At 66.4% G+C, this 16,766-nt stretch carries 14 protein-coding genes; 5 read left to right on the top strand and 9 right to left on the bottom strand.

The window, feature by feature from the left end:
* The first annotated feature begins 14 nt into the window (after nucleotides 1–14).
* Genes AN936_RS11260 through AN936_RS11245 form a run of 4 tightly spaced genes read left to right on the top strand, consistent with a single transcriptional unit; the run spans nucleotide 15 to nucleotide 4,099 of the window.
* A complete protein-coding gene (locus tag AN936_RS11260; protein WP_054588239.1) occupies nucleotides 15–1,349 on the top strand; it encodes an MFS transporter in 1,335 nt (444 codons plus the stop codon).
* A gap of 24 nt (nucleotides 1,350–1,373) precedes the next feature.
* Complete coding sequence (locus AN936_RS11255) at nucleotides 1,374–2,783, top strand: alkaline phosphatase D family protein (protein WP_158500079.1); 1,410 nt, start codon at nucleotides 1,374–1,376, stop codon at nucleotides 2,781–2,783.
* Nucleotides 2,784–2,786: 3 nt separating this feature from the next.
* On the top strand, nucleotides 2,787–2,987 hold the full coding sequence (locus AN936_RS11250; protein ID WP_054588237.1) for a hypothetical protein: 201 nt from the start codon (nucleotides 2,787–2,789) through the stop codon (nucleotides 2,985–2,987).
* Nucleotides 2,984–4,099, top strand: coding sequence for a Gfo/Idh/MocA family protein (locus AN936_RS11245; RefSeq protein WP_054588236.1), 1,116 nt, complete (start codon nucleotides 2,984–2,986; stop codon nucleotides 4,097–4,099). Before AN936_RS11250 ends, AN936_RS11245 begins: the two co-directional genes overlap by 4 nt.
* Before the next feature lie 166 nt (nucleotides 4,100–4,265).
* Here AN936_RS11245 and AN936_RS11240 read toward each other — a convergent pair whose 3' ends face one another.
* Nucleotides 4,266–5,132 (bottom strand): inositol monophosphatase family protein, encoded by an 867-nt coding sequence (locus tag AN936_RS11240; protein WP_201782912.1) that lies wholly within the window; start codon nucleotides 5,130–5,132, stop codon nucleotides 4,266–4,268.
* Between the two features lie 41 nt (nucleotides 5,133–5,173).
* Here AN936_RS11240 and AN936_RS11235 point away from each other — a divergent pair, with 41 nt between their 5' ends.
* Nucleotides 5,174–7,186: a phytase gene (locus AN936_RS11235; protein ID WP_054588234.1), complete on the top strand. Its 2,013-nt coding sequence runs from the start codon at nucleotides 5,174–5,176 to the stop codon at nucleotides 7,184–7,186.
* A gap of 54 nt (nucleotides 7,187–7,240) precedes the next feature.
* Here AN936_RS11235 and AN936_RS11230 read toward each other — a convergent pair whose 3' ends face one another.
* The 8 genes from AN936_RS11230 to maiA form a co-directional block, all read right to left on the bottom strand.
* The gene (locus AN936_RS11230) at nucleotides 7,241–8,641 is read right to left on the bottom strand and encodes a short-chain fatty acyl-CoA regulator family protein (protein WP_054588233.1); all 1,401 of its coding nucleotides are present in this window, start codon (nucleotides 8,639–8,641) and stop codon (nucleotides 7,241–7,243) included.
* A gap of 378 nt (nucleotides 8,642–9,019) precedes the next feature.
* Nucleotides 9,020–9,943 (bottom strand): methylisocitrate lyase, encoded by a 924-nt coding sequence (gene prpB, locus AN936_RS11225; protein ID WP_054588232.1) that lies wholly within the window; start codon nucleotides 9,941–9,943, stop codon nucleotides 9,020–9,022.
* Between the two features lie 11 nt (nucleotides 9,944–9,954).
* Nucleotides 9,955–11,106 carry a bifunctional 2-methylcitrate synthase/citrate synthase gene (gene prpC / locus AN936_RS11220; RefSeq protein WP_054588231.1) on the bottom strand — a complete coding sequence of 384 codons (1,152 nt, stop codon included), beginning with the start codon at nucleotides 11,104–11,106 and terminating at the stop codon, nucleotides 9,955–9,957.
* Between the two features lie 14 nt (nucleotides 11,107–11,120).
* Entirely contained in the window at nucleotides 11,121–11,405 is a 285-nt protein-coding gene (locus AN936_RS11215; RefSeq protein WP_054590237.1) for a hypothetical protein, read from the bottom strand.
* A 97-nt stretch (nucleotides 11,406–11,502) separates the two neighbouring features.
* The gene (gene prpF / locus AN936_RS11210) at nucleotides 11,503–12,696 is read right to left on the bottom strand and encodes a 2-methylaconitate cis-trans isomerase PrpF (RefSeq protein ID WP_054588230.1); all 1,194 of its coding nucleotides are present in this window, start codon (nucleotides 12,694–12,696) and stop codon (nucleotides 11,503–11,505) included.
* A complete protein-coding gene (acnD, locus tag AN936_RS11205) occupies nucleotides 12,693–15,311 on the bottom strand; it encodes a Fe/S-dependent 2-methylisocitrate dehydratase AcnD (RefSeq protein ID WP_084758290.1) in 2,619 nt (872 codons plus the stop codon). Before acnD ends, prpF begins: the two co-directional genes overlap by 4 nt.
* Nucleotides 15,312–15,539: 228 nt before the next feature.
* Nucleotides 15,540–16,016, bottom strand: a complete 477-nt coding sequence (locus AN936_RS11200) for an Lrp/AsnC family transcriptional regulator (protein WP_234715815.1) — start codon at nucleotides 16,014–16,016, stop codon at nucleotides 15,540–15,542.
* On the bottom strand, nucleotides 16,013–16,654 hold the full coding sequence (gene maiA / locus AN936_RS11195) for a maleylacetoacetate isomerase (protein WP_054590236.1): 642 nt from the start codon (nucleotides 16,652–16,654) through the stop codon (nucleotides 16,013–16,015). The genes AN936_RS11200 and maiA overlap by 4 nt, the downstream gene beginning before the upstream one ends.
* Between the last annotated feature and the right edge of the window lie 112 nt (nucleotides 16,655–16,766).

The raw sequence follows: 16,766 nt of genomic DNA, 5'->3' as shown, positions 1-16,766 counted from the left end.
AGGGGAGAGGATCGATGCTGAAGTTTTTCGCGGCTGGGCCCGAGGTTCCGGTCGATACGGGCAGCGATATCGACGGCCGGTTCCGTCATTACCGGATGCGGATCATCGCCGCGATCACGCTCGCTTACGCGATCAGCTATATGTGCCGGCTGGCGATCAACATCGTCAAGAAGCCGCTAATCGACCAAGGCATCTTCACCCCGCTCGAGCTCGGCATGATCGGGTCGGCGCTCTTCTATACCTATGCCGCGGGCAAGCTGGTCAACGGCTTCGTCGCCGATCACAGCAATGTGAAGCGGCTGTTCGCGGCGGGACTGGTGCTGTCGGCGCTGTGCAATATCGCGATGGGCTTTTCGACCGTCTTCTGGGTCACGGTGATGATCTGGGGATTGAACGGCTGGTTCCAGAGCTATGGCGCGCCGTCGTGCGTCGTCGCGCTGGCGAGCTGGTTTTCGAACCGCGAGCGCGGGCGTTATTACGGCATCTGGTCGACCGCGCATTCGATCGGCGAGGGGCTGACCTTTGCGCTGGTCACCGCGCTGGTCGCGGTGGGCGGCTGGCACTGGGGTTTCTGGGGACCGGGGATTGCGACGCTGATCGCCGCGGTTGCAGCCTTTTATGCGATGGCCGACCGGCCGCGGACGCTGGGTCTGCCGACGGTCGCCGACTGGCGGAACGACCATTATGCGCCGCCCGCCGAAGGGATGCCCGAACGCGGCGTGTTCGCTACGCAGCTTTCGATCCTTGCGATTCCGGCGGTGTGGGTGCTCGCGCTGGCGAGCGCCGCCAATTATGTGACGCGCTATGCGATCAACAGTTGGGGCATCCTGTATCTGCAGGAATCACGCGGCTTTTCGCTGGGCGAGGCAGGAGTGATGCTGACCGCGAGCACATTTGCGGGGGTCGCCGGGGCGCTCGCTTTCGGTTTCATATCCGACAAATTCTTCGGCGCGCGCCGGCCGCCGGCCAACCTGCTGTTCGGGGTGGTCGAGATCGTCGGCCTGCTGATCTTCTTTTATGGTCCCGAGGGGCATGGCTGGGTGCTGCTCGGCGCGGTCCTGTTCGGGCTCGGCATGACCGGGCTCGTCACCTCGCTCGGCGGGCTGTTCGCGATCGACATCTGTCCGAAGCGCGTCGCGGGCGCGGCGCTCGGGATGGTCGGGGTATTCAGCTATCTCGGCGCGGCGATGCAGGAACAGGTGTCGGGGGCGCTGATCGACGCCAACATGCATGTCACGGGAAATACGCGCATCTATGATTTCGAGCCGGTGATCTGGTTCTGGATCGGCTGCTCGGTGGTCGCGACCCTGCTCGCGACGACATTGTGGAACACGAAGCTGCGCGATTGAGGCAGCACGACTGGGAATAGGATGATGATGGAACGACGCAAGCTCCTTTGGGGAACGGGAACGCTCGCCTTGCTCGCGGCGCTGCCGCGCCGGCTCTATGCCGCCGCGATCGGCTATCCGCGGCTGCTCGACGGGCCGATGATCGGGGCGACGAGCCCGGGCAGCTTCACCGTCTGGTCGCGCGCCAGCGGGGCGTTCGGGGTCGCGGTCGAATATGCGACGCGGCGCGACTTTGCCGATGCGAAGACGACAGCGGTCGTCGAGGCGATGCAGGAGAACGACCTCTGCACCGCGATCGAGGTGACCGGGCTCCGGCCCGACACCGAATATCATTACCGGGTCAAGACCGACGGGATCGACGACCGGCACCAGCCGCTGCCGTTCCGCACCCGCACCGCGCCCGACAAGCCGCGGCCGATCCGCATCGCCTTCGGGTCGTGCGCGCGGGTGCAGCTTTACCCCGAACAGCCGGTGTTCGAGGCGGTCGCGGCGATGGAGCCCGACCTGTTCCTGTGGCTGGGCGACAATATCTATGCCGACAGCGACAGTGAGAGCGCTTACTCGGCGCTCTATTCGCGCCAGCGCAATGTTTCGGCGCTGGTGCCGCTGCTGCGGTCGGTGCCGCAACTCGCGATCTGGGACGACCATGATTTCGGCTATAACAACTCCGACCGTTACAATGCGGTGAAGGAGATGACGCACCGGCTGTTCCGGCGCTGGTGGGCGAACCCGCCCGGCGGGACCGCCGATACGCCGGGGATTTTCTTTCGCCACAGCTTTGGCCCTGTCGACATCTTCATGCTCGACGGGCGCTATCACCGCGACCCGCCCGACCACCCCGACGGCCCCGAGAAGACGATGCTCGGCGCAGGGCAGAAGGCGTGGCTGAAGCGCGAGCTCAAGGCGTCGAAGGCGGCGTTCAAGGTGCTGGCGTCGGGCACCGGCTGGACCCTCGCGGAAAAGGATGGCGATAGCTGGGCCAATTATCTCCACGAGCGGAACGAGATCCTCGACTTCATCCGCGACGAGAAGATCGCCGGCTGTCTCGGCATTTCGGGCGACGTCCATCAGGGCGAGGTCAATTGCGTGCCCTGGTCCGACAAGGGCGGCTATGATTTCTATGACCTCGTCAGTTCGGGGCTGGCGCAATATCTGGCGCCAAAGTTCGTCGACCAGCATCCCGAAGTGCGACTGCGTGCACCCTTCGTGCGCAGCGCCAATTTCGGGCTGCTCGAATTCCATTTCGATCCCGAACCGCGCGTCGAACTCAGCATCCGCGACGTGATCGGCGCGCCGGCGTCGGGCAAGCCGGTCGTGCTGCGCGCGAGCGATCTGGTCAACGGCAAGCAGAGCTGGCGCGCGGCGATCGACAAGGATGAACTCGAACGGCGCGAGCGCGCCCTGCGCGGCGGCAGCTATTATGGAGGTGAGTGAGCGATGCGGTTCGAGATGGTGACGATTGCGCGCGACGAGTTCGAGGCGATGCGGGCAAGCCTGCCGTGCGCGACGCGCGAAGGGCTGTTCGAGACGTACCGGATCAGCCAGAACAGCTGGTACAAGCTGCGCGACGGCCAGCCGGTGAAGCGGCAGACGCTCGACCGGCTGCGCGAGCGCTATCGCGAGGTGACCGGGGCATGACGAGGCCGGTGCTCAACATCGCCCTGATCGGCAGCGGCTTCATGGGGCGGGCGCATGCGCTGGCCTTTGCGGCGGCGGATCGCACCTTCGACCTGCCGCTGTCGCCGCGCGTGACGGTGCTCGCCGACCGCGATTTGTCCACGGCAACGGCCGCTGCGGCGTCGCTCGGGATTCCGAACGCGAGCGGCGACTGGCGCGAGGCGATTGCCGATGCGTCGATCGACATGGTGGCGGTGGCGACGCCGAACCTGCTGCACGCGCCGATCGCGATCGCGGCGCTGGAAGCGGGGAAGGCGGTCTATTGCGAAAAGCCGCTGGCGACGACGATCGCGGAGTCCGAGGCGATGACCGCAGCCGCGGCGGCGTCAGGACGGCCGACCGCGGTCGGCTTCACCTATCTCTACAACCCGATGATTGCGCTGGCGCGCGAACTGGTCGCCGACGGCGAGATCGGCGAGGTGACGGCGTTTCGCGGTATCCACGCGGAGGATTTCATGGCCTCGGCCGACGCGCCGTTCAACTGGCGCTGCGAGCCCGAGCAGGCGGGCGGCGCGCTCGCCGACATCGGCAGCCACATCATCGCGATGGCGCAGCATCTGGTCGGCGATATCGCGTCGGTATCGGGGCGGCTCCACACCGCTTACCCGACGCGCCGCGACGCTGAGGGGAACGACCGGGCGGTGACGGTCGACGACCAGATGGATGCGGTGGTCGCCTTTGCGAATGGCGCGACGGGGACGCTGGCGGCGAGCTGGATCGCGAGCGGGCGCAAGATGGGGCTGGCGTTCGAGATCAGCGGCACGAAGGGATCGATCGGCTTCACGCAGGAGCAGTTCAACGAGCTGAAGCTCTTTCGGTCGGGGCCGGGGCGGACCAACGGCTTCACGACGATCTGCGCCGGGCCCGAGCATGGCGATTACGGTGCCTTCTGTCCCGCATCGGGGCATCAGATCGGCTATAACGACCTGAAGACGATCGAGGTCAAGGCGGCGGTTGAAGCGGCGGCGGGGCTGTCGTCGGCGGCGAAGAGCTTTGCCGATGCGCTGGCGGTCGAGAAGGTCGCCGATGCGATCCGGCGCTCGCACCGCGAGGGGGGATGGACGAAGCCCTGAGGAGGAAGGCGGCCGACGGTTGGTAGCTGCCTCATCCATCATCGTCACCCCGGACTTGATCCGGGGTCCATGACTTCAGCGTAGCGATGGATCCCGGATCAAGTCCGGGATGACGAATGAGGGCAAACGAACGGCCGCTTCACGCCAAAGCAGTCTTTCTTCCGGACTAAACCCGCGCCAGCGCCGTCAGCAACTCCGCATGAATCGCCGGCGTCGACGCCAGCACGGTCCCGTTCATCAGATCGAGTCCGCCTCCGCGCGTGTCGGTGACGATCCCACCCGCCTCGCGAACAATCGCGACCCCCGCGGCCATGTCCCACGCGCTGACGCTCTGTTCCCAATAGGCGTCGTGGCGGCCGCAGGCGACCCATGCCATGTCGATGGCGCCGGCGCCGAGGCGGCGGATGCCGGTGACGCGCGGGGTCAGTCGTTCCATCTCGGCGTAAAACTGGTCGTGGTCGGGCTTGGTTGCGAACGGGATACCGACTCCGAGCACCGATTCCTCGATCGTCGTGCGCGGTGAAATTTCGATGCGTTTTTCGCCGAGCCAAGCGCCGTTTCCGGTTTCGGCCCAGAAAAGTTCATTCATCGCAGGAATATAGGTGACGCCGGCGACGACATCGCCCTGCCGCGCCAGCGCGATATTGACCGCGAAGAGTGGGGATCCTGTCAGGAAGTTGGTTGTACCGTCCAACGGATCGACCACCCACACATGGTCGGCGTCGCGGCCGGGCGTCAGCCCGCCTTCTTCTCCGAGGAAGCCGTAATCGGGAGCATGGGCCAGCAAGTGTTCGCGCACGGTGGCCTCGGCCCGAAGATCGGCCTCGGTGAACATGTCGGCGGCGCCGGCCTTGCTGTGGATCGTGAGCGTCGCAATGCGCTCGCGGTCGGCGATCAGTCCTTCGCCTGCGGCGTGAGCGGCGGCGATCATGGCGGAAATAAGGGGTGACATCGTCATGGAATGAATATACGTTCTGTTTTTAGATAAAGATAGAAAAATTATTCTGAAATGACATTCGGAGTGCGCCGTCACGCGGTGAGGGCGCAATAATCGACAACAGAGGGAGGGTTTGAGTGAAAACGAGCTTGTTCGCAATCGCCGCCGTGCTCGCGGGCGTGTCGGCCGCAGGCGCCGCCGCACAGGAAGCCGCACCGGTCCGCACCGTCGCCGCATCGGCAGAGACACAAGCGACGCAGGGATCGGGTGCCGATGGCGCGGTTGTCGTCGCCGATCCGGGCGATCCGTCGCGTTCGCTGATTCTCGCCGGCGCCGAATCGGCGGGCGTCGACGTCTTCGACCTGAAAGGGCAGCGCGTCGCAACGCACAAGGTGGGCAATATCCGCGGGCTCGACCTGCGCGCCGGTGCCGCGGCGGGCGGCGCGCCGCTGCTCGCGGCGCTCGACGGCAAGGATAATGCGCCGAAATTCTTCCGCGTCGGGGCCGGCGGCGTGCCGGCGCCGCTGACGCTCGCCGGGATCAAGCCCGAGATGACGATAGCGAGCCTCTGTTTCTCGCGCAGCCACCGCGACGGGACGCTCTATCTGTTCCTCGCCGGCGACAAGGGCGAGGTCGAGCAATGGGGCCTGTCGGCCGATGCGTCGGGGACGATGAACGGACGGATCGCGCGGCGCTGGTCGCTCGGCTCCGAAATCAAATATTGCGCCGCCGACGACCGCGGCTCGGTCTATTTCTCGCAGGAAGCGGTCGGCGTGTGGCGCTTTGCCGCCGAGCCCGAGGCCGAGATCACGCCCGAGATCGTCGATATCGTCCGCCTCGGCCATATCACCGAGGAAGCGAAGGGGGTCGCTGTTGCGCTCGACGGCCGGCTGCTCGTGTCGGACGCCTCGGCGAACCGGCTGAACATCTATGACCCCGCCGACGATTATGCCTATCTCGGCTCGGTCGCGCTGGCGGCCGGGAACGATGCGGTCGAGGATGCGGGGAGCGTCACCGTCGCGGGGCCGGTGGTCGTCGTCGCCGACGACGACAATTCGCCCGAACTACCCAATTTCAAGATCGCGAGCTGGTCCGCGCTGCTCGCCGCGGCGGGGATAGCCGAACGGCCGGCGATGGCGGCGCCCGAAACGATGCCGCTCGCGCTCGCGACGGTCGAGACCGACCCGGTCGAGACCGGCGGCGATGCGGCCGACGACCCGGCGATCTGGATCAACCCCGTCGACCCGGCGCTGAGCGTGATCATCGGGACGCAGAAGCAGTCGGGGCTCTATGTCTATGGCCTCGACGGCAAGCAGATCCAGTTCCTGCCCGACGGGCGGATGAACAATGTCGACCTGCGTAGCGGTTTCCGCCTCGGCGGGCGCGAGGTGTCGCTGGTGACCGCGAGCAACCGGACGACCAAGGGCATCTCCATCTATACGATCGACCCCGCGACGCGGATGCTGACCGATGTCGCCGACGGGCTGCAGGATACCGGGTTCGACGATCCCTATGGCCTGTGCATGTATCGCAGCGCGAAGTCGAAGAAGACCTATGTCTTCGTCAACCAGGGCGACGGCAAGATGCGCCAGTGGGAACTGGTCGCGACCCCGGCGGGCAAGGTCCGCGCCAAGCTGATGCGCGACCTGCCGTTCGGAACGCAGGTCGAAGGCTGCGTCGCCGACGACGAGACGGGGATGCTCTATACCGGCGAGGAAGATGTCGGCGTCTGGCGCGAAGGGGCCGAACCGCGCGGCGGACCGGCGCGGACGATGCTGGCGAAGGTCACCGACAATCCTGCGCTCAAAGACGATATGGAAGGCATCGGGCTGTACGCGCAGGCGGACGGCAAGGGCTATCTGGTCGTGTCGAGCCAGGGCAACGACAGCTATGCGGTGTTCCGGCGCGAGGGGAACAACGACTATGTCGGATCGTTCCGGATCGGCGCCGACATGGCGGCGGGCATCGATGGCGTGTCGGAAACCGACGGGCTCGACGTCACCAGCATGGCGGCAGGACCGGCGTTCCCGAACGGCCTGATGGTCGCGCAGGACGGACGCAACGTGTCGCCGCCCGAGCATCAGAATTTCAAGCTGGTGCCGTGGGAACGGATCGCCAAGGCGCTCGGCATCGACGCCGCGCCGCGCTGATTTTCTCCTGCTGCCGCTGCGTTCCGGTTCCCCTTGGAGCGCAGCGGCAGTTCCTTAAGCGACCGGGTAGGGTGCCAGCGTACTGCGGTTGTGGTCGACCGCAACCGCGCGGCCGATCGGCGGGAAGGCGCGCTGGGCGCAGCCGGTGCGTTCGCATATCTTGCAGCCGGCGCCAATCGGCGTCGCCGCCGCCGGGTCGGCGAGGTCGAGCCCGCGCGAATAGACGAGCCGGCCGGCGTGGCGAATGTCGCAGCCGAGCCCGACCGCGAAGCTCTTGCCCGGTTCGCCATAGCCGCCGCTCGGCGTGCCGACGGTGCGGGCAATCCACAAATAGGTGCGCCCGTCGGGCATCTGCGCGATCTGGGTCAATAGCTTGCCCGGCTGCGCAAAGGCTTCGTGGACGTTCCACAGCGGGCAGCTGCCGCCGACACGCGAGAAATGGAAGTCAGTCGCCGACTGTCGTTTCGAGATATTGCCGGCGCGATCGACGCGGACGAAGAAGAAGGGGACGCCGCGTGCTTCGGGGCGCTGGAGCGTCGACAGCCGGTGGCAGATGGTTTCGAAGCCGACCCCGAAGCGCCGCGCCAGCCGCTCGATATCATAGGCCTCGGCCTCGGCGGCTTCGAGGAACGCGCCATAGGGCAGGAGCAGCGCGCCGGCGAAATAATTGGCGAGCCCGACGCGCGCGAGCTGGCGCGCTTCCTCGCCCTGGAGGATGCGGTCGTCGGCGAGTCGGTCGATCGGTTCGGCAAGCTCGAGGAAGGCGAGCTGGGTCGCCATCTGGAATGCCTGCTGCCCCGAGGTGAGGTCGGCGGCGATGTGGAGGACGCGCGTCGCGGGGTCGAAGCGGCGCTGGGTGCCGTTGCCGTCGGCGAAGATCGTCTGGATCGCGTGGCGGTCGCGCAGCCACGCCTGCAACCCGGCGTGCACGCCGTGCGGGCTGAGCCCGGCCGCCGCGTAAAGCCGCTCGGCCGCCTGGTCGAGCGGTTCGACGTGATTGTGGCGCGCGTAGAAGAAGTCGCGCACCTGCTCGAACGGCATCCGCGCGGGGCCGCCCGCGAGCCATTCGTCGCCAAGCTGCGCCGCCATCGCTTCGCTGCGCTCGGCCGCCTCGCGGTAGCGGCGGTGCAGCGCGACGAGCGTCCGTCCGACGGCGGGCATGTTCATCGCGACTTCGCGGACCTCGGCGAGCGAGACGTCTTCGCTTCCCTCGGCGAGTGCATCGCGGAGTTCGGTGATCAGCCGCGCTTCCTCGCCCTCCGAGAAGAGCTGGACATCGATGCCGAAGACGGCGTTGATCTTGAGCAGCACCGGGACGGTGAGCGGGCGCTGATTCTGTTCGAGCTGGTTGAGATAGCTCGGCGAAATGCCGAGTGCGTTCGCGAGCTCGACCTGCTTGAGCTTGCGTTCCTCGCGCAGGCGGCGGAGGCGGACGCCCATAAAGGCTTTACGCATGGCAGACCCCTGTATTCGCAATATTTGCAAAATCGGCGATCGATGTTCGCAAATCTTTACAAAAATGCCTGTTTTACGTCACTTATTGCGTCTTCGCATATTGTAAAAATTATAAGGCGGCAAGGTCGGGTCGAGTGCTATTTTGGGGATCAGTTGGACCGCTGACCGCTGGAAGTGAACCTCTTCTCATCGTCACCCCGGACTCGATCCGGGGGCCATGACTTCGACGCCGCAGTGGATCCCGGATCAAGTCCGGGATGACGAAGGCGGGTGAAGCACCGCCCGCTCCCACCCCAAAGCCGCCTTCCATAATGTCGGGCCATGGCGACTCCCCAGCCGCCATGGCCCATCGCCCGTCCGGACGACGAACGATCGCGATCAGACTTTCTGCGGCATCGCCTGCGGGACGATCGTCCGGACGATGCTGGCGTCGAGTTCCTCGAACGCGTGGAGGCCGATGGTGTCGTAGAGCTGCTGGCGGGTCTGCATCCGGTCGATCATCTTGTGGGTCCCGCCATGCGCCTTGAGCGAGGCGTAGAGATCGGCCTGCGCCTTGTTGGCGACGCGGAGGCTGGAGACGGGCCAGATCACCATCTTGTAACCCATCGCCTCGAACTCGCCGGCGGTGAAGACGGGGGTCTTGCCGAATTCGGTCATATTGGCGAGCAGCGGCACATCGGGCAGCGCGGCGGCGAATTTTTCGAACATCTCGCGCGTGACGAGCGCTTCGGGGAAGATCGCGTCGGCGCCCGCTTCGACATAGCGTTTCGCACGCGTGACCGCGGCGTCGAAGCCCTCGACCCCGGCGGCGTCGGTGCGCGCGACGATGACCAGATCGCGGCTCGCCTTCTTCGCCGCCGCGACCTTGGCGGCCATATCGTCGGCGGGGACGAGGTGCTTGCCGTTGAGATGGCCGCATTTTTTCGGGAGAATCTGGTCTTCGAGATGGACCGCGCCCGCGCCGGCGTCCTCGAAGCTGCGCACCATGTGCATGACGTTGAGCGCCTCGCCATAGCCGGTGTCACCGTCGACGAGCAAAGGCAGGCCGGCGGCGCGGGCGATCTGGCGGACGAAGAAGGCGACCTCATCGACGGTGATGATGCCGAGATCGGGGAGCCCCATCGACGCGGTCATCGCGGCGCCCGAGAGATAGAGGCCGTCGAAGCCCGCCGCCTTCGCCTGCAGCGCGGCGTGGCCGTTGTGCGCGCCGGGGAGCTGGTAGATGCCGGGGCGCGCGAGCGCTTCGCGGAAGCGCCGGCCGGCGGTTTCGTGCGGCAGGTCGCTGGCGATCAGATAGGGCATAGGAGCTCTCCTCAGGCGGCTTCGCTGCGTTCGGCGAGCGGGACATATTTGAGATTCTCGGGCCCTGTATAATGGGCCGAGGGGCGGATGATCTTGTCGTCCTGGCGCTGTTCGACGACATGCGCGGCCCAGCCCGAGGTGCGCGCGATGACGAACAGGGGAGTGAACATTGCGGTGGGCACGCCCATCAGATTGTAGGAAACGGCCGAGAACCAGTCGAGGTTGGGGAACATCGCCTTGGCGTCCCACATCACGCTTTCGATGCGCTCGGCGATCGCGAACTGGCGGTGCGCCCCCGCTTCGTCGGCGAGGCTCTTGGCGACGCGCTTGATCACGACGTTGCGCGGATCGGCGATGGTATAGACGGGGTGGCCGAAGCCGATCACGACTTCCTTCGCATCGACGCGGCGGCGGATATCGGCCTCGGCCTCGTCGGGGTTCGCATAGCGTTTCTGGATTTCATAAGCGACCTCGTTGGCGCCGCCATGCTTGGGGCCGCGCAGTGCGCCGATCGCGCCCGCGACACAGCTATACATGTCCGACCCGGTACCCGCGATGACGCGCGCCGCGAAGGTCGAGGCGTTGAATTCATGTTCGGCATAGAGGATGAGCGAGCTGTGCATCGCGCGCACCCAGCTTGCCGTCGGCGGCTGGCCGTGGAGCAGGTGGAGGAAATGGCCGCCGACGCTGTCGTCGTCGGTCTCGACCGCGATGCGCCGGCCGTGATGCGCGAAATGATACCAGTAGAGGAGGATCGAGCCCAAGGAGGCGATCAGCCGGTCGGCGACGTCGCGCGCGTCGGGGACATTATGGTCGTGCGTTTCGGGGAGCACGCAGCCGAGCGCCGACACCCCCGAGCGCATGACGTCCATCGGATGCGCGGCCGCGGGCACGGCTTCGAGCGCCTGCTTCACCGACTGCGGCAGGCCGCGCAGACCGCGCAGCTTGGCCTTGTAGGCCCGGAGCTGAGTGGCGGTCGGCAGCGTGCCATGGACGAGCAGGTGGGCAATTTCCTCATATTCGGCACTCTCGGCGAACTCGAGGATGTCGTAGCCGCGATAGTGGAGGTCGTTGCCGGTGCGGCCGACCGTGCAGAGCGCGGTGTTGCCGGCGGCGACGCCCGACAGCGCGACCGATTTCTTGGGTTTGAAGGTAGCTCCCATGATCTTTTCTCCGGTCAGGTGAGGGCAGCGAAGGTGAAACGGCCCGACGCGGCGATGCGGCGGCCGCCGTCCGCTTGCGGTGTGGTGGCGAAAACAGCGATGACGGCCCGGCCGTCGCCCGCGCGCACCGTCCAGCTTTCGATGGCGAGATCGGCGGCGTCGAGATCTTCGGCGAGATCGAGCGACTGACAGTCGGTGAGACGGATCGCGCCGCATAGCCGCGCCGCGGCGCGGTCGGCGGCGGCCGCAGCCATACGGACGAGGAGGTCGAGGCCGTGAACAGGGGCGTTGGAGAGCATGGCGGCCTTATCGGCGCGCGCAGGCACGCCGGAAATGGCTGAAAAGGCGGAGGATTGCGAAGCCGGGCCTGCAAATCGGCGAAGCTTGCGAAGCGCCTCAGCAGACATCGGACGGTACCCTGACAAATCCTTCCATCAGGATGCGCGCGCTGCGGCTCATCACCGCCTTGGCCACGGTCCACTTGCCGTCGATCCGCTGCGCTTCGGCGCCGACGCGCGATGTTCCCGACGGGTGGCCGAAACGGACGGCCTGACGCTCGCCGCCGCCGGCCGCGCGATTGACCAGCGTGCCGGGGATCGCCGCAGCGGCCGCGATGGCGACCGACGCGGTGCCCATCATCGCATGGTGCAGCTTGCCCATCGAAAAGGCGCGGGCGAGCAGGTCGATGTCTTCGGCGGCGATGGTTCTGCCGCTCGATGCGACATAGCGCGCGGGCGGCGCGACAAAGGCGATCTTTGGCGTATGCTGGCGCGTCGCGGCTTCCTCGGGCGCGCCGATCAGTCCCATGCGCAACGCCCCGATCGCACGCAGCCGTTCGAAACGCGCGAGGAGGTTGGCGTCGCCGTTGATCGCCTCGCGAAGCTCGGTGCCGGTGAGGCCGAAATCGGCGGCATCGACGAAGATCGTCGGGATGCCGGCATCGATCAGCGTCGCCTTCAGCTTGCCGCCCGCGACGATGTCTTCGGGGACGTCGAGCGTGTCGACGAGATTGCCGGTCGGAAACATCGCGCCGCCTTCGCCATCGTCATCGGCCGGATCGATAAATTCGATGACGATCTCGGCGGCGGGAAAGGGCACGCCGTCGAGTTCGAAATCGCCGGTCTCGACGACCGCGCCGCCCGTCACGGGAACATGCGCGACGATCGTCTTGCCGATATTCGCCTGCCAGATGCGAACGGTGCAGACGCCGTCGCCGGCCGGCACCACATAGCCTGCGTGAATCGCGAAAGCGCCCGCTGCGGTCGAGAGATTGCCGCAATTGCCCGACCAGTCGACGAAGTCGGCGTCGACCGCGACCTGGCCATAGAGATAGTCGATGTCGTGATCGGCGCGCGCGCTCGGCGCGACGATCACGCATTTGCTGGTGCTCGACGTTGCGCCGCCCATGCCGTCGATGTGCACGGCATAGGGGTCGGGGCTGCCGATCACACGCTGGAGGAAGCGGTCGCGGGGGGCTCCCGCAACGCGCGCTGCTTCGGGCAAATCCTCGCGCCGGAAGAAGACGCCCTTGCTCGTCCCGCCGCGCATATAGGTGGCGGGAACGCGGAGATGGGGAGCCGATGCGGTCATGCGGCCTTGCTTTCCGAAGCGAGAAAATCCTGTGCGAAGCGCTGGAGCACGCCGCCGGCTTCGTAGATCGATGCTTCCTCGGCCGTATCGAGGCGGCAGGTCACCGGGACTTCGAGCGTCATGCCATTGCGGCGGCGGATCACGAGCATGAGGTCGGCGCGCGGGCGCGGCGTTCCTGCGACGTCATAGGTTTCGGTGCCGTCGAGATTGAGCCGCAGCCGCGTGGTGCCCGGCTTGAACTCGAGTGGCAGCACGCCCATGCCGATGAGGTTGGTGCGGTGAATGCGCTCGAACCCCTCGGTGACGATCGCCTCGACCCCCGCGAGGCGGACGCCCTTTGCCGCCCAGTCGCGCGACGAGCCCTGCCCGTAATCGGCGCCCGCGATGATGATCAGCGGTTGGCGGCGTTCGAGATAGGTTTCGATCGCCTCCCACATCCGCATGACCTTGCCGTCGGGCTCGACGCGCGCCAGCGATCCCTTTTTCACCGCACCGTCGACCACCGCCATTTCGTTGACGAGCTCAGGGTTGGCGAAGGTGGCGCGCATCGCGGTCAGATGGTCGCCACGGTGGGTGGCGTAGCTGTTGAAGTCCTCTTCGGGGACGCCCATTCTGGCGAGATATTCGCCCGCCGCCGAGCTGGCGAGGATCGCGTTCGACGGCGACAGATGGTCGGTGGTGATATTGTCGGGGAGGATGGCGAGCGGGCGCATGCCCTTCAGCGTTCGCGGGTTGGCGGCGAGCGCGCCGACACCCTCGATATCCCAATAGGGCGGGCGGCGGATATAGGTCGATTGCGGGCGCCAGGCGTAGAGCGGCTCCGCCCTGTCGCGGCCGCGCGGGGCGAACATCGGGTCATAGACGGCGCGAAACTGCTCAGGCTTGACCGAAGCAGCGACGATCGCGTCGATTTCGGCATCGCTCGGCCATAGATCGGCGAGGCGAATATCCCTGCCCTCCGCAGTCCCGAGTATGTCGTTTTCGATGTCGAAGCGGATCGTCCCGGCGATGGCATAGGCAACGACGAGCGGCGGCGAGGCGAGGAACGCCTGTTTCGCCTGCGGGTGGATGCGGCCGTCGAAGTTGCGGTTCCCGGAGAGGACGGCGGTCGCATAAAGGTCGCGGTCGACGATCTCGCGCTCGATAGCGGGATCGAGGGCGCCCGACATGCCGTTGCACGTCGTGCAGGCGAAGGCGACGATGCCGAAGCCGAGCGTTTCGAGTTCGGCGAGCAGCCCCGCTTCTTCGAGATAGAGACGCGCGACTTTCGAGCCGGGCGCGAAGCTGCTCTTGACCCACGGTTTGCGGGTGAGCCCGAGCGCATTGGCTTTCTTCGCGACGAGCCCCGCCGCGACGACATTGCGCAGGTTCGAGGTGTTGGTGCAGCTTGTGATCGCGGCGATGATCACCGCGCCGTCGGGGAGCATGCCCGCGCGCTCTTCGTCGCGCGCCCCGTCGAGCCCGACCGCAATGCCGCGTTCTGTGAGTGCGGCGGTCGGCAGGCGGCGGTGCGGATTGGAGGGGCCGGCCATGTTGCGGCCGACGCCCGACAGGTCGAATTCGAGCAGGCGCTCATAATGTGCGGTCTTGAGCGCGTCTCCCCACAGGCCGGTCGCCTTCGCATAGGTTTCGACGAGCCGCACCTGCTCAGGGTCGCGCCCGGTCAGGAGCAGGTAATCAATCGTCTGCCGGTCGATATGGAACATCGCAGCGGTGGCGCCATATTCGGGGCACATGTTCGAGATCGTCGCGCGGTCGCCGATCGTCAGCCGGTCGGCGCCTTCACCAAAAAATTCGAGCCAGGCGCCGACGACGCGCGCCTCGCGCAGATATTCGGTGAGCGCGAGCACGATGTCGGTCGCGGTGATCCCCGGCGCGGGGGCGCCGGTGAGGCGGACGCCGACGATATCGGGCAGCCGCATCATCGCGGCGCGGCCGAGCATCACCGTCTCCGCCTCGAGCCCGCCGACGCCGATCGCGATCACCCCGAGCGCGTCGATATGCGGCGTATGGCTGTCAGTGCCGACGCAGGTGTCGGGGAAGGCGACGCCGTCCCGGACCTGAACGACCGGCGACATTTTTTCGAGGTTGATCTGGTGCATGATGCCGTTGCCGGCGGGGATGACGTCGACATTTTCGAAGGCGCTTTTCGTCCATTCGATGAAGTGGAAGCGGTCTTCGTTGCGGCGGTCCTCGACCGCGCGGTTCCTCGCGAAGGCGTCGGCGTCGAAGCCCGCATATTCGACCGCGAGACTGTGATCGACGATGAGCTGGGTCGGCACCACCGGGTTGACCTTGGCGGGGTCGCCACCCCGCTCGGCAATGGCATCGCGCAGCCCGGCGAGGTCGACGAGCGCGGTCTGGCCGAGAATGTCGTGGCAGACGACGCGCGCCGGATACCAGGGGAAGTCGAGGTCGCGCTTGCGGTCGACGATCTCTTTCAGCGCAGCGGGGAGGAGCGCGGGATCGCAGCGGCGGACAAGCTGTTCGGCGAGCACGCGCGACACATAGGGCAGGCTGTCATAGGCACCGGGACGAATGGCGTCGATCGCGGCGCGGGTATCGAAATAGTCGAGACCGGTTCCCGGCAGCGGCTGGCGATATGGCTGGTTCATGCCGCGCGCTATCGGCGGGCGCGGGCTCCGCGAAAACGGCTGAAAAGGTCAAGATTTGCGAAGGCGATGTTGCGAAGCGGCGAAGTTTGCGAAGCTGGATCGGCGTTTTCGCCTGAACCGTCATCCCGGCGAAGGCCGGGATCTCATCATATCGGGATGACGCAACGGCGAGATCCCGGCCTTCGCCGGGATGACGGAAAACCGGGTCGGAAGGCCCCTCCGCAAACCTCAGCGCCGCTGTTCGGTGGTGCGCGCCCATTCGGCGAGGCGGCCCTGCTGCTTGATCGTTTTCAGGCAGACGACGGTCGAGAGACCGTGCACGCCGGGCAGTTTGGAGAGGTCGTAACGGAGCAGTTCGTCGAGGTGGTCGACCGAGCGCGCGAAAATCTTGAGGATATAATCGCCGTCGCCCGCCGTCGTGTGGCATTCGACCACCGCGGGGTGCGCGAGCACCGCTGCCTCGAACTCGCTGTGCGCGTCGAGGTTGATACGGACCTCGACAAAGCTTTGTACGGCAAGACCGAGCGCGACGGGGTCGAGCGACGCGGCATAGCCGCGGATGATCCCCGACCCTTCGAGGCTGCGCACGCGCGACCAGCAGGGCGATTTCGAGAGGCCGACGGTCTCGCCCAGTTCCGCGAAGGACTGGCGGCCGTCCTGTTCGAGCGCGGCGACGATTTTCCAGTCGAGCCGGTCCATGGTCATTGGAAATCCGGCTGTAGGTCGGGATGCGCCGCGGCGAAGGCGGGGAGGGCGCGGGCGGCTTCCGCGGCGGCGAGGGTGCGCGGGAAGGCGGCGAGATCGACGTTATAGCGTTCGGCGTTATAGACCTGCGGGACGAGATAGCAGTCGGCGAAGGTCGGGGTGTCGCCGAAGGCGTAGCGACCGCCGGTGCGCGCGATCAGTTGTTCGAGCGCACCGAAGCCTTCGCCGATCCAGTGCGCGATCCAGGCCTTCACCTGCGCATTGTCGGCGTCGAACTGGCTGCGCAGCCGGGTGAGGACGCGCAGATTGTTGAGCGGGTGGATGTCGCAGCCGACCAGCGCCGCGATGGCGCGCACCGTCGCGGCATCAGCGGGGGATGCAGGCAGCAGCGGCGGTTCGGGCCATTTCGCCTCGATCCATTCGAGGATCGCGGGGCTTTCGATCAGCACGGCGCCGTCATGTTCGAGCGCGGGGACGAGGCCGTGCGGGGCGATGGCCAGATAGGCGGGGTCGCGCTGTTCGCCGGCGCGCAGGTCGTGCGCGACCTGTTCATAGGCGATCCCCTTGACGTTCAGCGCGATGCGGACGCGATAGGCGGCGCTCGACCGCCAATAGCCGTGCAGGATGGTCTGGCTCATCTTGTATTCCTTCTGCGTCGCTGCATCGTTCCGCCCTGATTCGGTAAATCGGATATAGCGCATGATATTTCGCGATTGCGAAGAACATTGTCCCTCATTTTTGGAAAAATGG

The sequence above is a fragment of the Sphingopyxis macrogoltabida genome, from assembly GCF_001307295.1.
GTDB lineage: Bacteria > Pseudomonadota > Alphaproteobacteria > Sphingomonadales > Sphingomonadaceae > Sphingopyxis > Sphingopyxis macrogoltabida_B.
This window is presented reverse-complemented; position numbering and strand designations above follow the sequence as displayed.

Coding starts and splice junctions, on each gene's coding strand:
- AN936_RS11260 (WP_054588239.1), top strand. CDS start 15: ATGCTGAAGTTTTTCGCGGCTGGGCCCGAGGTTCCGGTCGATACGGGC.
- AN936_RS11255 (WP_158500079.1), top strand. CDS start 1,374: ATGATGGAACGACGCAAGCTCCTTTGGGGAACGGGAACGCTCGCCTTG.
- AN936_RS11250 (WP_054588237.1), top strand. CDS start 2,787: ATGCGGTTCGAGATGGTGACGATTGCGCGCGACGAGTTCGAGGCGATG.
- AN936_RS11245 (WP_054588236.1), top strand. CDS start 2,984: ATGACGAGGCCGGTGCTCAACATCGCCCTGATCGGCAGCGGCTTCATG.
- AN936_RS11230 (WP_054588233.1), bottom strand. CDS start 8,641: ATGCGTAAAGCCTTTATGGGCGTCCGCCTCCGCCGCCTGCGCGAGGAA.
- prpB (WP_054588232.1), bottom strand. CDS start 9,943: ATGCCCTATCTGATCGCCAGCGACCTGCCGCACGAAACCGCCGGCCGG.
- prpC (WP_054588231.1), bottom strand. CDS start 11,106: ATGGGAGCTACCTTCAAACCCAAGAAATCGGTCGCGCTGTCGGGCGTC.
- AN936_RS11215 (WP_054590237.1), bottom strand. CDS start 11,405: ATGCTCTCCAACGCCCCTGTTCACGGCCTCGACCTCCTCGTCCGTATG.
- prpF (WP_054588230.1), bottom strand. CDS start 12,696: ATGACCGCATCGGCTCCCCATCTCCGCGTTCCCGCCACCTATATGCGC.
- acnD (WP_084758290.1), bottom strand. CDS start 15,311: ATGAACCAGCCATATCGCCAGCCGCTGCCGGGAACCGGTCTCGACTAT.
- AN936_RS11200 (WP_234715815.1), bottom strand. CDS start 16,016: ATGACCATGGACCGGCTCGACTGGAAAATCGTCGCCGCGCTCGAACAG.
- maiA (WP_054590236.1), bottom strand. CDS start 16,654: ATGAGCCAGACCATCCTGCACGGCTATTGGCGGTCGAGCGCCGCCTAT.